The organism is Pantoea sp. FN0305 (assembly GCF_050113845.1).
Lineage (GTDB): Bacteria > Pseudomonadota > Gammaproteobacteria > Enterobacterales > Enterobacteriaceae > Mixta > Mixta alhagi.
The window spans coordinates 377,397-390,694 of the sequence record NZ_JBNJSN010000001.1; the positions used below are offsets into that span (position 1 = coordinate 377,397).

General features: G+C 52.2%; 12 protein-coding genes. 8 read left to right on the top strand and 4 right to left on the bottom strand.

All coding sequences use genetic code 11. The annotated features are described in order from the left end of the window. Nucleotides 1-121: 121 nt before the first annotated feature. Nucleotides 122-2,275, bottom strand: coding sequence for a phosphate acetyltransferase (gene pta / locus ACQE3Y_RS01810; RefSeq protein ID WP_426971871.1), 2,154 nt, complete (start codon nucleotides 2,273-2,275; stop codon nucleotides 122-124). Between the two features lie 66 nt (nucleotides 2,276-2,341). Continuing rightward, nucleotides 2,342-3,544, bottom strand: coding sequence for an acetate kinase (gene ackA, locus ACQE3Y_RS01815; protein WP_426980739.1), 1,203 nt, complete (start codon nucleotides 3,542-3,544; stop codon nucleotides 2,342-2,344). 334 nt (nucleotides 3,545-3,878) lie between these two features. On the opposite strand from ackA, the gene yfbV reads away from it, so the two are divergent. The 4 genes from yfbV (at nucleotide 3,879) to ACQE3Y_RS01835 (ending at nucleotide 7,546) form a co-directional block, all read left to right on the top strand. Then, entirely contained in the window at nucleotides 3,879-4,328 is a 450-nt protein-coding gene (gene yfbV, locus ACQE3Y_RS01820) for a terminus macrodomain insulation protein YfbV (protein WP_426971873.1), read from the top strand. A 137-nt stretch (nucleotides 4,329-4,465) separates the two neighbouring features. Further along, on the top strand, nucleotides 4,466-4,960 hold the full coding sequence (locus tag ACQE3Y_RS01825) for a YfbU family protein (protein WP_085071013.1): 495 nt from the start codon (nucleotides 4,466-4,468) through the stop codon (nucleotides 4,958-4,960). Between the two features lie 13 nt (nucleotides 4,961-4,973). Further along, entirely contained in the window at nucleotides 4,974-5,633 is a 660-nt protein-coding gene (locus ACQE3Y_RS01830; RefSeq protein ID WP_426980740.1) for a sugar phosphatase, read from the top strand. Between the two features lie 77 nt (nucleotides 5,634-5,710). Continuing rightward, nucleotides 5,711-7,546, top strand: a complete 1,836-nt coding sequence (locus ACQE3Y_RS01835; RefSeq protein ID WP_426980741.1) for an SLC13 family permease — start codon at nucleotides 5,711-5,713, stop codon at nucleotides 7,544-7,546. A 1-nt stretch (nucleotide 7,547) separates the two neighbouring features. Here ACQE3Y_RS01835 and yfbR read toward each other — a convergent pair whose 3' ends face one another. Both yfbR and ACQE3Y_RS01845 read right to left on the bottom strand, forming a co-directional pair. Continuing rightward, on the bottom strand, nucleotides 7,548-8,147 hold the full coding sequence (gene yfbR / locus ACQE3Y_RS01840) for a 5'-deoxynucleotidase (RefSeq protein ID WP_426971877.1): 600 nt from the start codon (nucleotides 8,145-8,147) through the stop codon (nucleotides 7,548-7,550). A gap of 107 nt (nucleotides 8,148-8,254) precedes the next feature. After that, the gene (locus ACQE3Y_RS01845) at nucleotides 8,255-9,472 is read right to left on the bottom strand and encodes a pyridoxal phosphate-dependent aminotransferase (protein ID WP_426971878.1); all 1,218 of its coding nucleotides are present in this window, start codon (nucleotides 9,470-9,472) and stop codon (nucleotides 8,255-8,257) included. Here ACQE3Y_RS01845 and ACQE3Y_RS01850 point away from each other — a divergent pair. The 4 genes from ACQE3Y_RS01850 to ACQE3Y_RS01865 all read left to right on the top strand — a co-directional run bounded on the left by ACQE3Y_RS01850 (nucleotide 9,460) and on the right by ACQE3Y_RS01865 (nucleotide 13,181). Then, nucleotides 9,460-9,672 carry a hypothetical protein gene (locus ACQE3Y_RS01850; protein WP_426971879.1) on the top strand — a complete coding sequence of 71 codons (213 nt, stop codon included), beginning with the start codon at nucleotides 9,460-9,462 and terminating at the stop codon, nucleotides 9,670-9,672. The two genes, ACQE3Y_RS01845 and ACQE3Y_RS01850, sit on opposite strands and share 13 nt — an antisense overlap. 793 nt (nucleotides 9,673-10,465) lie before the next feature. Continuing rightward, on the top strand, nucleotides 10,466-11,392 hold the full coding sequence (lrhA, locus tag ACQE3Y_RS01855; protein ID WP_085071017.1) for a transcriptional regulator LrhA: 927 nt from the start codon (nucleotides 10,466-10,468) through the stop codon (nucleotides 11,390-11,392). Nucleotides 11,393-12,053: 661 nt separating this feature from the next. After that, a complete protein-coding gene (locus ACQE3Y_RS01860) occupies nucleotides 12,054-12,491 on the top strand; it encodes an NADH-quinone oxidoreductase subunit A (RefSeq protein WP_085071018.1) in 438 nt (145 codons plus the stop codon). Between the two features lie 15 nt (nucleotides 12,492-12,506). Next, nucleotides 12,507-13,181 carry a NuoB/complex I 20 kDa subunit family protein gene (locus tag ACQE3Y_RS01865; protein WP_085071019.1) on the top strand — a complete coding sequence of 225 codons (675 nt, stop codon included), beginning with the start codon at nucleotides 12,507-12,509 and terminating at the stop codon, nucleotides 13,179-13,181. Nucleotides 13,182-13,298: the final 117 nt, after the last annotated feature.

The following is a 13,298-nucleotide window of genomic DNA, read 5'->3' on the forward strand; positions in this document are numbered from 1 at the left end:
GCAGGGCCTTTTATTAAGAGAAAAAAGAAAGAAAGGAGGGCAGAGAATTTGCAAAGATAGCCGTGTCAACAGCGGGAAATAAAAAGGCGGCCCGCAGGCCGCCTGTAATCAGCAGGCAAAATTAGTTTTGCTGTGCTTCCGCCTGTGCAGCCTGGATCGCGGTCAGAGCGATGGTATAAACAATATCATCAACCAGTGCGCCACGTGACAGATCGTTAACCGGCTTACGCATGCCTTGCAGCATCGGTCCGATGGAGATCAGATCTGCTGAACGCTGTACCGCTTTATAAGTGGTATTACCGGTGTTCAGATCCGGGAAAATAAATACCGTAGCACGACCCGCTACCTGAGAGTTTGGCGCTTTTGATTTCGCTACATCTTCCATAATTGCTGCGTCATACTGTAGCGGGCCATCGATCACCAGATCGGGACGTTTTTCCTGCGCAATACGCGTTGCTTCGCGTACTTTTTCCACGTCGCTACCCGCACCAGAGTTGCCGGTAGAGTAGGAGATCATTGCGACGCGCGGCTCAATGCCGAATGCCGCTGCGGAATCCGCCGACTGGATAGCAATTTCCGCCAGCTGTTCAGAGGTTGGATCCGGGTTGATGGCACAGTCGCCATAAACCAGAACCTGTTCCGGCAGCAGCATAAAGAACACGGAAGAGACCAGCGAGCTGTTAGGGGCGGTTTTAATCAGCTGCAGCGGCGGACGAATGGTGTTGGCGGTAGTATGTACCGCGCCGGAAACCAGACCATCCACTTCGTCACGTTCCAGCATCATGGTGCCCAGCACCACGTTATCTTCCAGCTGCTCCTGCGCAACAACTTCGGTCATGCCTTTGTTTTTACGCAGTTCAACCAGGCGCGCCACGTAATTGGCACGGGCCACTTCCGGATCGATAATCTCAATACCTTTGCCCAGTTCGACGCCCTGCGCCGCGGCGACACGCTGAATTTCATCCGGGTTGCCTAACAGCACGCAATGCGCAATGCCGCGCTCGGCGCAAATGGCGGCAGCCTTAACGGTACGCGGTTCATCGCCTTCCGGCAGCACAATGCGTTTGCCCGCTTTACGCGCCAGCTCGGTGAGCTGATAACGGAAGGCTGGCGGCGAAAGACGACGGCTGCGCTCGGAGGTGGCGGTCAGAGATTCAATCCAGTCGCTGCTGATATGGCTGGCAACGTACTCCTGAACTTTTTCGATGCGCTGCGTATCGTCGCTGGGCACTTCCAGATTAAAGCTTTGCAGGCTAAGAGAGGTTTGCCAGGTATTGGTTTCAACCATAAACACCGGCAGGCCGGTCTGGAAGGCGCGTGCGCAGAGTTTGTAAATACGGTCATCAATTTCATAACCGCCGGTCAGCAGGATCGCACCGATTTCAACGCCGTTCATGGCAGCCAGACAGGCTGCAACCAGCACATCAGGACGATCGGCGGAGGTCACCAGCAGCGAGCCTGGGCGGAAATGTTCCAGCATATGCGGCAGGCTACGGGCGCAGAACGTCACTGATTTTACGCGACGCGTCTGAATTTCACCTTCATTGACTACGCGCGCGTTCAGGTGACGGCACATATCAATCGCGCGGGTGGCGATCAGATCGAAACTCCAGGGAATGCAGCCCAGCACCGGCAGCGGGCTGTTGGCAAACAGCTGGCTCGGATCGATATTCGCGACGCTGGCTTTCGTGGAGTCATCAAAAATTTCTGACAGGTCCGGGCGAGTACGGCCCTGTTCATCGACCGGCGCGTTGAGTTTGTTGATGATGACGCCGGTAATGTTTTTGTTCTTACTGCCGCCAAAGCTGCTTTGCGTAACTTCGATACGCTCTTTCAGCTGTGCCGGTGAATCGTTGCCCAGCGCGGTTACAAAGATAATTTCCGCATTCAGGGTTTTTGCGATCTCATAGTTAAGCGCGCTGGCGAACTGATGTTTACGCGTTGGCACCAGGCCTTCCACCAGCACCACTTCCGCGTCCTGGGTATTGGCGTGGTAGCGAGCGATGATCTCTTCCATCAGCACGTCCTGCTGGTTAGAACCCAGCAGCGATTCCACGCGTGACATCTGCAGCGGCTCAGCGGCAGGAATGGAGGAGTTTTTACGAATAATGGTGGTGGTCTGGTCAGGCGTATTGCCACCGGCGCGGGGCTGCGCGATGGGTTTGAACACGCTGAGGCGAACCCCTTTGCGTTCCATCGCACGAATAACGCCGAGGCTGACGCTGGTCAACCCGACGCTGGTGCCGGTAGGGATAAGCATTATGGTACGTGACACAGTAAACCTCTCAGGTATTTCAGGCTGTCAAAACAACTCCGCCAGCCTGAGCTGACGGAGAAAGTCTTATGCGGTAAGGCGCGCAGCGTCGCGGGCGATAACCAACTCTTCATTGGTGGGGATAACCAATGCCGGACGGGTGCCTTCTTTGTTAATAAAGCCTTCCTGCCCGAAGCGCGCCGCCAGGTTGCGCTCGTGATCCACCTCGAAGCCCAGCAGCGCCAGTTTTGCCAGCGACAGCTCGCGTACCATGGCCGCATTCTCACCGATACCGCCGGTAAACACCACGGCATCCAGGCGGCCATCAATCATCGCGCTGTAGGAACCGATATATTTAGCCAGACGATGACAGAAAACGTTCATCGCGCGTTTCGCATCTTCTTTGGTGGTGTAATTTTCTTCTACGTAGCGGCAGTCGCTGGTTACGCCGGTCAGACCCAGCAGGCCGGACTCTTTGGTCAGCAGCTTATTGATGGCATCAATATTCATGCCCAGCGTATCGTGCAGGAAGAAAATAATCGCCGGATCGATATCGCCGCTGCGTGTACCCATTACCAGGCCTTCCAGCGGGGTCAGACCCATAGAGGTATCCACGCACTTGCCGTTGCGGATCGCGGAGACGGAAGCGCCGTTGCCGAGGTGACAGGTAATGACATTCAGCTCTTCCACCGGCTTATTCAGCATGCGGGCAGCTTCAATCGACACATAATAGTGGCTGGTGCCATGAGCGCCATAGCGACGAACGCCATGTTCTTTATAAAGATTATAGGGCAGGGCATAGAGGTAAGACTCTTCCGGCATTGTCTGATGGAAAGCAGTATCAAAAACCGCTACGTTTTTATCAGAAAGGTGCGGGAAGTTTTTCAGCGCTTCATCAATGCCGATCAGGTGCGCCGGGTTATGCAGCGGAGCAAAAGAGGAGGCGTCTTTAATGCTTTGCACCACTTTATCGTCAATCAGCACTGACTGGGTCAGTTTTTCCCCGCCATGAACAATACGATGACCGATTGCAGCAATTTGTGCCGATAGCTCTGGTTTTTGTGCCAGAATGTTTTTAACAATGAAGTTCAGGGCTTCGCTGTGGGCTGCGCCCGCACCCAGCTCAGCTTCCTGTTTAGCGCCGTCCAGTTTCCATTTAATGCGCGCTTCAGGCAAATGGAAGCATTCGGCCAGACCTGACAGATACTCTTTACCGTCCGCCGGGTTGAGGATGGCAAACTTAAGAGATGAGCTACCGCAGTTCAGAACCAGTACTAACTTACTCGACATGGAAGTACCTATTTGTCAAAAGTGGCTAAAAAAAAAGCAATCAGCCTATCATCGTAGTGTATGAAAGCTGGTACATTAATGATTATCATCATACTGCCAGCAAAAAGTTATCCGACAGCAAAAAAAGACGGTAATTTTACGTAAAATTTTGAAATTTGTGTCGCCTTCGATGGCTTCACCTCAAAATAATAAAGATTATTGCCTTTGGCGGCGCTGATAACGCGCTCAGAATAACGGCAGTCTCTGGTAAAAACAAAATTTTTTGAAGGTTGTCACACAAAGTTGTTTCGTTGTTTAAATTTTTTAAATCTTGCAAAAGAAGTTGAGGTGAGCCATGGCAAATGAATCCAGCGTCGGTTGGTTTAAAACATTCCAGCTTGGACAGCACTACATGAAAACATGGCCGAACGATAAACGCCTCGCGCCGGTTTTTCCGGAGAACCGTATCAGCAGCGCCACGCGCTTTGCGATCCGCTTTATGCCACCGCTGGCGATTTTCACGCTCAGCTGGCAAATTGCCCTGGGTGGACAGCTGGGACCGGCGGTCGCGACCGCACTGTTTGCCTGTAGCCTGCCGATGCAGGGGCTGTGGTGGTTAGGACGCCGTTCTGTAACACCGCTGCCGCCCACGCTGCTGAACTGGTTTCATGAGGTGCGTGAGAAATTGCAGCAGGCCGGGCAGTCGATCGCGCCTGTGGAAGGAAAACCCACCTATCAGGCGCTGGCAGATCTGCTTAAACGCGCTTTCCGTCAGTTGGATAACACTTTCCTTGACGATCTCTGAATAAGTTTCGGGTTGCCAGAGAATTTTTCAATGGCAACCCGGCTTAAATCAAAGAAAGGCTGGCTTGTGATACCGCCTTTTTATGTGTCGTGCGATTCTTGAACATCCTTTTACTGTGCCTGATACAGGAGATGACGATGGACATGACGCATGCGCAGCGCTTAATTCTTTCTAACCAATACAAACTGATGACCCTGCTCGATCCTGATAACGGCGAGCGCTATCGCCGCCTGCAAACTATCATTGAACGCGGTTACAGCCTGCAGATGCGTGAGTTAGATCGCGAATTTGGCGAACTGGGCGAAGCGGTTTGCCGCACCATCATCAATATTATGGAAATGCATCATGCACTGCGGGTATCCTGGGAAAACCTGAAGGAGCGCGCTGCTATTGACGAGCGTCGGTTACAGTTTTTGGGGTTCGATGCGGCAACCGAAGCGCGCTATCTGGGATATGTGCGTTTTATGGTTAACGTAGAAGGACGCTATACCCATTTCGATGCCGGTACGCACGGCTTTAATGCCCAGACGCCCATGTGGGACAAATATCAACGCATGCTGGCCGTCTGGCAAACCTGCCCGCGCCAGTATCATCTCTGCGCCACAGAGATTGCGCAAATCATCAACGCCTGAGAAGGAAACGCGAGTGAAGTGTAAAGGTTTTTTGTTTGATTTAGACGGCACGCTGGTCGATTCTTTGCCGGCGGTGGAACGCGCCTGGAGTAACTGGGGCAAGCGTCACGGCATCGACGCGGATGAGATCCTCGATTTTATCCACGGCAAACAGGCTATCACTTCACTGCGTCACTTTATGCGCGGCTGCAGCGAAGAGGAAATCCAGCAGGAATTTCAGCTACTGGAAAAAACCGAAGCTGAAGATACGGAAGGCGTAACGGCGCTGCCGGGCGCCCGTGAACTGCTGGAGCATTTAAACGCGCTGGCCATTCCCTGGGCGATCGTGACTTCTGGGTCGGTACCGGTCGCCTCCGCGCGGCGGCAGGCGGCAGGACTGCCGTTGCCAACCCATTTTGTCACCGCCGAGCGGGTTAAAAACGGCAAGCCTGAACCAGATGCTTACCTGTTAGGCGCAGAGCTGCTAGGCCTGGCGCCTGCTGACTGCGTGGTGGTGGAGGATGCTCCCGCCGGTATTCTTTCCGGCCTTGCCGCCGGCTGTGCGGTGATTGCCGTGAACGCGCCTGCCGATACGCCGCGCCTGGCGGAAACCGCTCTGCAGTTGACCACGCTCACGGCGCTGCGCATCACCAAAGAGGATGACGGAACAATCACGGTGCTAACCCAGGCTTGATTGATTTAACCCCGCTACCGCGGGGTTTATTTTATGGCATGCTGCGCGCATTCAGGATTGGTGACACGGAAAGGGCTGTGAATAGTCAACTTCTTTGGGTGATTAGCCTGCTGGCAATAACCGTCTGGCTGTTTGCGTCCGGCAGGCTGCGTATGGATGTCGTTGCGCTGCTGGTGATTATCGCTTTTGTGCTTAGCGGTACGTTGACGCTGCAGGAAGCGACCATCGGCTTTAGCGATCCCAACGTGATTTTAATTGCCGCGCTGTTTGTCATTGGTGAAGGGCTGGTGCGCACCGGCGTAGCGCTGCAGACCGGTGAATGGCTGATGAAAATTGCCGGCAACAGCGAAAGTAAAATGATTTTCTGGCTGATGCTGACCGTGGCGGCGTTAGGCGCGTTTATGAGTTCTACCGGCGTGGTGGCTATCTTTATTCCCGTGGTGCTGAGCGTAGCGGCGAAGATTGGTTCATCGCCCGCGCGGCTTATGATGCAGCTTAGCGTGGCGGGGTTGATTAGCGGCATGATGACGTTGGTGGCTACACCGCCCAATCTGGTGGTGAATAGTGAACTTCAACGTGAAGGGCTGGAGGGCTTTAGCTTTTTTGCCGTTACGCCTGTGGGGATAACGGTGCTGGCGCTGGGCATCGGCTATATGCTGATAGCTCGCTACTGGCTGGCCGATTCATCTGCGGAATCATCCTCATCTGCCGCACCGCGCCGCCGCAATTTCCGCGATCTGATTCGGGAATATCGGCTTAGCGGTCGCGCCCGTCGTCTGGCAATCCGCACCGGTTCGCCGCTGGTGGGCTATCGCCTTGACGATCTCAGACTGCGAGAAAAATATGGCGCAAATGTGGTTGGCCTGGAGCGCTGGCGCAAGTTTCGACGCGTGATGGTTACGGTAACGGGCGAAACAACCTTTCGCAGCGGAGACGTCTTGCTGATTGATATGTCGGCAGCCGAGATCGATCTACGGCAGTTTTGCAGTGAACAGTTGCTGGAACCGTTAATTTTACGCGGCGACTATTTTTCCGATCGCGCGCGTGATGTCGGTATGGCTGAGGCCGCCCTGGTTCCCGATTCAGAACTGGCAGGCAAAAGCGTACGCGAGCTGGGTTTCCGTCAGCGCTATGGGCTAAGCGTGATCGGTATTCGGCGTCGCAACAGCCTGGTGGAAGGCACGCTGGCGGATACTGTGCTGGAGGTGGGGGATATTTTGCTGGTTATCGGTGACTGGCGGCGTATTCAGCAGCTACAGCAGCAGAAACGGGATCTGTTGCTGCTGGCGCTGCCTGCAGAGATTGATGAGGCGGTCCCGGCGCACAGTCAGGCACCGCATGCGTTATTCTCCCTGGCGCTGATGGTGGCGATGATGATTACCGATGTGATTCCCGGCCCGATTGCGGCAATTATCGCCTGTTTACTGATGGGGAAATTTCGCTGCATCGATATGGAGAGCGCCTATAAAGCCATTCACTGGCCGGGACTCATTCTGATTGCCGGCATGATGCCTTTTGCGCTGGCGTTGCAAAAAACCGGTGGCGTGGCGCTGATTGTGCAGGGATTGATGGATATTGCTGGCGGCAGAAGCCCGCATATTATGCTGCTCTGCCTGTTTATACTCTGTGCCAGCATTGGACTGTTTATCTCCAATACGGCCACCGCCGTGCTGATGGCGCCGATTGGCGTAGCGGCGGCGCAGCAGATGGGCGTATCGCCTTATCCTTTCACGATGATTATCGCTATCGCTGCCTCCGCCGCCTTTATGACGCCGGTCTCTTCCCCGGTTAATACGCTGGTTTTAGGGCCGGGCGGTTATCGCTTCGCTGATTTCGTTAAAATTGGCGTTCCCTTTACCCTGGTAGTGATGGTGGTTAGCGTCCTGCTGGTTCCCTTGCTGTTTCCGTTCTGATTTACAGCGGCGTATCCTGCGATATTTCATCCAGCGAAAGGTTAAAACTGGGCACAAACACGGCGATAAAATAGTCCATTTCTTCGCTGCGACGCCGCTCAAGCGTTTTTTCCAGGCGCGACAAGGCCCGGCGGAACTCATTATTTCCGGCTGAAAGCTCTTCAAGGCATTTCAGATAGGCGCATAGCGCATCGGCCTGCTTGATTATGGCCGTTTCCTCTTCGCTCTGCTGCTGTTCATCCAGCAGCGGACGCCACGCATTCTGCAGCTCGGCAGGAAGCATTTCAATCAGCTTCTGGCGGGCGATCTCTTCAATTTTTTTATATTCATGGGCAATCTGCGCATTGTAATACTTAACCGGCGTCGGCAAATCGCCGGTCAGCACCTCGCTGGCATCATGATAGAGCGCAATCAGCGCAATGCGTTCCGCGTTAAGATTACCGTTGAACATGCTGTTTTTTATCAGCGCCAGCGCATGCGCAACCATCGCGACCTGTAGGCTATGCTCAGAGACATTTTCCGTTCGCACGTTGCGCATCAACGGCCAGCGATTGATCAGTTTAAGGCGGGAAAGATGGGCAAAGAAATGGCTCTGCTTCATTGAAAAGGTTTCTCCTCTGTACACTGCGGAAACCGGCATTTCCGGTCTCCACAGCAACAGTATCGCCTTTTCATTCTCTGCGCTACAGCAGGCAGAGCTGAGGGCGGTTACTGGCGATAGCCCTCCAGGAAACGGCCAAATTTGCCGATGGCCATCTCCAGATCGTCAACGCGCGGCAGAGTCACGATGCGGACATGATCCGGCCACGGCCAGTTGAAAGCCGATCCCTGTACCAGTAGCACTTTTTCCTGTAGCAGAAAATCCAGCACCATTTTTTGGTCGTCGTGCAGGTTGAATTTTTTCGCATCGATACGCGGGAACATATAGAGCGCGCCCTGCGGCTTGACGCAGGTTACGCCAGGGATGTCATTAATCAGTTCCCAGGCGCGCTGGCGCTGCTCGTAGAGACGTCCGCCCGGCATGATAAATTCGCTGATGCTCTGGTAGCCGCCCAGCGCTGTCTGAATAGCGTGTTGCGCCGGGACGTTGGCGCAAAGGCGCATAGACGCCAGCATCTCCAGCCCTTCAATATAGCCTTTGGCATGTTTTTTCGGGCCGTTAAGCACCATCCAACCCTGACGGAATCCCGCAACGCGATAGGTTTTTGACAGACCGTTAAAGGTTACGGTAAGCAAGTCGGGCGCCAGTGCGGCGATAGAGTGATGCTGCGCGGCGTCATAAAGGATTTTGTCGTAAATTTCATCGGCAAAAATAATCAGATTATGTTCGCGGGCAATTTCCACAATCTCCAGCAGCAGCTCTTTGCTGTAGACGGCGCCGGTAGGGTTATTCGGGTTGATAATCACAATACCGCGGGTACGCGGCGTAATTTTGCTGCGAATATCGGCCAGATCCGGAAACCAACCGGCGGATTCATCGCACAGATAATGAACCGCTTTACCGCTGGAAAGGGAAACCGCAGCGGTCCACAGCGGATAGTCCGGCGCAGGCACCAGCATCTCATCGCCGCTGTTTAACAACGCCTGCATTGACTGAACAATCAATTCAGATACGCCGTTACCGATATAAATATCTTCTACGGTAACGTCGCGCATATTGCGCGCCTGGTAATGTTGCATAATAGCTTTGCGCGCCGAATAGAGCCCTTTTGAATCACAATATCCCTGAGCGCCAGGCAGGTTACGAATAACATCGACCAGAATCTCATCCGGGGCTTCAAAGCCAAACGGAGCGGGATTGCCAATATTTAATTTCAGAACCTTGTTGCCTTCTTCTTCAAGGCGTTTGGCCTCTTTTAACACCGGACCGCGGATGTCATAACAAACATTATCCAGCTTTGACGATTTTTCGATTGTTGAATTCATTACATGCGCCTTTACTGACAGAACTGCGTTCCTGCCGTGGAAATAAACCCGCTCAATTTACTCTTCTGCTCCTGCGATTTGAAGGGCAAGGCTGGCTTTTGGCGCAACTGAAAGGCAATAAGGAGCTGGCTGGTATGCAACGTCAGGCAACCTTGATTAGCTGGATTAAAAAACCAAAATTTTGCTTAAATCCAGCATAAAGCACCAGGGTGCTCTTCTGACTGTAAAAATCTCTTCACGGTATGCGAGCTGGATCAGAAAAAGAAACAAATTAAGATAAAAAAAGTAGATTGATGCGGAGTGAAACAGTTAAATTTTACTACTTAAAGTGCCGATAACCTGAAAGGGGTATAATGATTAAACGGGTTGGATACTTTTCTGCTGTTTTGCCATCAAGCACCCCATTGCGCTTCAGGATGCTTTTCAGCCAGCGAGCCGTTAAAAACAATCGTTAAAAAAAAGCTCAATAATGCTAAAACCGCGCTTTATTGATAAGAAAAATGCGATTGGGGCTTAAAAATTAGACGTCGTTGTGGCAGGATATCCATCAACGGGCTTTGTGATAAAACAAACACGCCTGACTGTAGCCAGAATTAAAACGGCGGCAGTAAAGGTTAAGTCCGGCGATTTATTGGTTTTTTTGCGTTGCGCAGTTTTGCAAACGCAGTATGTAGAAATTATGAACCAGCGGCCCCGTAGTTAACTTGCCTGAAGTTGGCGCGGTTTCCATCACTAAGCAGGGCGCATTTTGCGTCTACTGTTGCAGCGCTCCGGCGCTGAGTATTTGGTCATTAAATACCGGCGGCACTGGCTGGTCTGTATGCATTCCTCCAGCGGTATTATGAAAAGCAGCTTTTCTTTTTGCAGTGTTGAGCTGTCGCTTCCGGCTTATCGGAGACGTCATTGTTGCCATCTTAAATCTCCGTTTGACATTTGATCGGCGGGAGTAACACCAGGGTAGTTGTTCTTAAAAACTTATAAGTGAAGAAAAATATGACTAATGCAAATCGTCCGATACTTAATCTCGATCTCGATCTGCTGAGAACTTTCGTTGCAGTAGCAGATCTCAACACCTTCGCCGCCGCCGCCGCTGCCGTATGCAGAACGCAATCAGCTGTTAGCCAGCAGATGCAGCGTCTGGAGCAGCTGGTAGGCAAAGAACTTTTTGCCCGTCATGGCCGTAATAAGCTGCTGACCGAGCATGGCATTCAGCTGCTCGGCTATGCCCGTAAAATTTTACGTTTCAACGATGAAGCCTGTACCTCGCTGATGTACAGCAACGTCCAGGGCGTACTGACTATCGGCGCGTCGGACGATACGTCAGATACCATTCTGCCGTTCTTGCTGAACCGCGTGACCTCTGTCTACCCGAAACTGGCGATTGATGTACGCGTGAAGCGCAATCCGTTTATGATGGAAATGCTCAACCAGGGCGAAGTTGACCTGGTAGTGACCACCTCCAGTCCGGGTTCCTTTACTCATCAGGTGCTGCGCACTTCGCCAACACTGTGGTACTGCGCTGCGGATTATATTTTCCAGCGCGGCGAAGCGATCCCATTGGTGCTGCTGGACGAGCCAAGTCCGTATCGCGATATGGCGATCGACCATCTGAATGAAGCTGGCATTCCGTGGCGCATCTCTTACGTGGCCTCTACGCTGGCTGCGGTTCGCGCCGCCGTGAAAGCGGGCCTGGGCGTGACCGCACGTCCGGTAGAAATGATGAGCCCGGAACTGCGCGTAATGGGCGCGGCTGAAGGCCTGCCAGTGCTGCCGGATACGCAATACCTGCTGTGCCGCAATCCGGACAGTGAAAACGAACTGGCGTTGGCTATTTTCAACGCCATGGAATCCAGCAACGACCCATACAATCTGTCCTTAACAGGGCAGGGTGATGCAATGTTGCTGGATGATGAAGAATAAGTATAAAAATGAGACGTTTTCTCATTTAGAATGTGATTTCTGATTCTAAACTGTTAAAAAAAGGCCTCTTAGCTCGGTAACGATCTAAGAGGCCTTTTTGTTGTTCTTTTTGCTGCTATTTTTGCCCTTTCCTGGCAACTTTCTTTGTGATGCTTCCTGCCATAATGAAACGCGATTTTAAAACGTAATGTTTCTTGTTGTAATCAGCCTTTGTTGCGCATTTGCCTAAAAATTACCCACCTGAATTGTCTGTTATTTTATCAAAAAGGGCAAAAGTGTGTCCTCGATCAAAAAAATAACCCCGCAAAGGGGCAGGAAATCTGCCGTTTTCCTGTCAAAATATGTTTGTTAAATGCACGATCCAACCGTGCAAATACCCACTACACTTAATTTACATTCTCAAACTGACACGATTTAGCTTAATTATTACGCATCATATGTTAATAAAATGCTGCAGCTGTAAATTAACGTGTGGATACTTTTGCCAAAGTTGACAAAAGGTTATAGAAAGGGGTAAAAAACCCCATTAAATTGCTGCTTATAGGTTAATGACAGCATAATTTATAAGGTTTTTCATCCTTCCCTTGAATTAATGTGGTGTGTTCTTCGCTATCGGCATCGCAGGACGCTAAACGCCACTTTTGATGAGTAAGCAGAGAGTATGTCAACAACCACAGAAGTTATCGCTCATCACTGGGCATTCGCTGTTTTTATCGTTGTCGCTTTTGGGCTATGTCTCTTTATGCTGGCTGGTGGCTGGCTGTTAGGCGGTCGCGCCCGCGCACGTAATAAAAACACTCCCTTTGAATCAGGTATCGATCCGGTTGGCAGCACGCATTTGCGCCTTTCTGCCAAGTTCTACCTGGTGGCTATGTTCTTCGTTATCTTCGACGTAGAAGCCCTGTTTTTATATGCATGGGCGACTTCTATCCGCGAAAGCGGGTGGGTCGGCTTTGTTGAAGCCACAATTTTCATTTTGGTGCTATTGGCTGGTCTGGTTTATCTGGTGCGTATTGGTGCGCTGGATTGGGCGCCTGCGCGTCGTCGCGTAGACGTTGACACTGGTAAGGTCACTAACACCAACCCTCAAAAGCAGTAACAGCGAGGCATTAAGATGGACTATACGCTCACCCGCATAGACCCCAACGGTGAGAACGACCGTTATCCCCTGCAGAAACAGGAGATCGTTTCCGACCCTCTGGAGCAGCATGTCCACCGCAGCGTTTATATGGGCAAGTTGGAAAACGCACTGCATGACATGGTGAACTGGGGTCGTAAGAACTCTCTGTGGCCGTTTAACTTCGGCCTCTCCTGTTGTTATGTCGAAATGACCACCTCTTTTACCTCGGTGCATGACGTCGCCCGCTTTGGTTCCGAAGTTATTCGAGCCTCTCCGCGTCAGGCTGACTTCATGGTGGTAGCCGGTACGCCATTTACCAAAATGGCCCCGGTTATTCAGCGTTTGTACGATCAGATGCTGGAGCCGAAATGGGTGATTTCCATGGGGGCTTGCGCTAACTCAGGCGGTATGTATGACATCTATTCAGTGGTGCAGGGCGTTGATAAGTTCCTGCCGGTGGATGTGTATATCCCTGGCTGCCCGCCGCGCCCGGAAGCCTATATGCAGGCGCTGCTGCTGTTGCAGGAATCCATTGGTAAAGAACGTCGTCCGCTCTCCTGGGTCGTTGGCGATCAGGGCGTTTATCGCGCCAATATGCAGTCCGAGCGTGAAAGGAAGCGCGGCGATCGCATTGCGGTAACGAACCTGCGTACCCCGGACGAAATTTAAATCAACAATTTATGGATGGGGCCTGACACGCAGCGCAATAATACGACCAACCAACGCGCGCACCTCATCCTGACACCAACGACTTCGTGCCTGTTTTCAGGCCAATGGTGAGTAACG

Bases quoted from the DNA above. Each gene is read 5' to 3' on its own strand.
- ackA (WP_426980739.1), bottom strand. From the start codon at position 3,544: ATGTCGAGTAAGTTAGTACTGGTTCTGAACTGCGGTAGCTCATCTCTT.
- yfbV (WP_426971873.1), top strand. From the start codon at position 3,879: ATGGCAAATGAATCCAGCGTCGGTTGGTTTAAAACATTCCAGCTTGGA.
- ACQE3Y_RS01825 (WP_085071013.1), top strand. From the start codon at position 4,466: ATGGACATGACGCATGCGCAGCGCTTAATTCTTTCTAACCAATACAAA.
- yfbR (WP_426971877.1), bottom strand. From the start codon at position 8,147: ATGAAGCAGAGCCATTTCTTTGCCCATCTTTCCCGCCTTAAACTGATC.
- ACQE3Y_RS01845 (WP_426971878.1), bottom strand. From the start codon at position 9,472: ATGAATTCAACAATCGAAAAATCGTCAAAGCTGGATAATGTTTGTTAT.
- lrhA (WP_085071017.1), top strand. From the start codon at position 10,466: ATGACTAATGCAAATCGTCCGATACTTAATCTCGATCTCGATCTGCTG.
- ACQE3Y_RS01860 (WP_085071018.1), top strand. From the start codon at position 12,054: ATGTCAACAACCACAGAAGTTATCGCTCATCACTGGGCATTCGCTGTT.
- ACQE3Y_RS01865 (WP_085071019.1), top strand. From the start codon at position 12,507: ATGGACTATACGCTCACCCGCATAGACCCCAACGGTGAGAACGACCGT.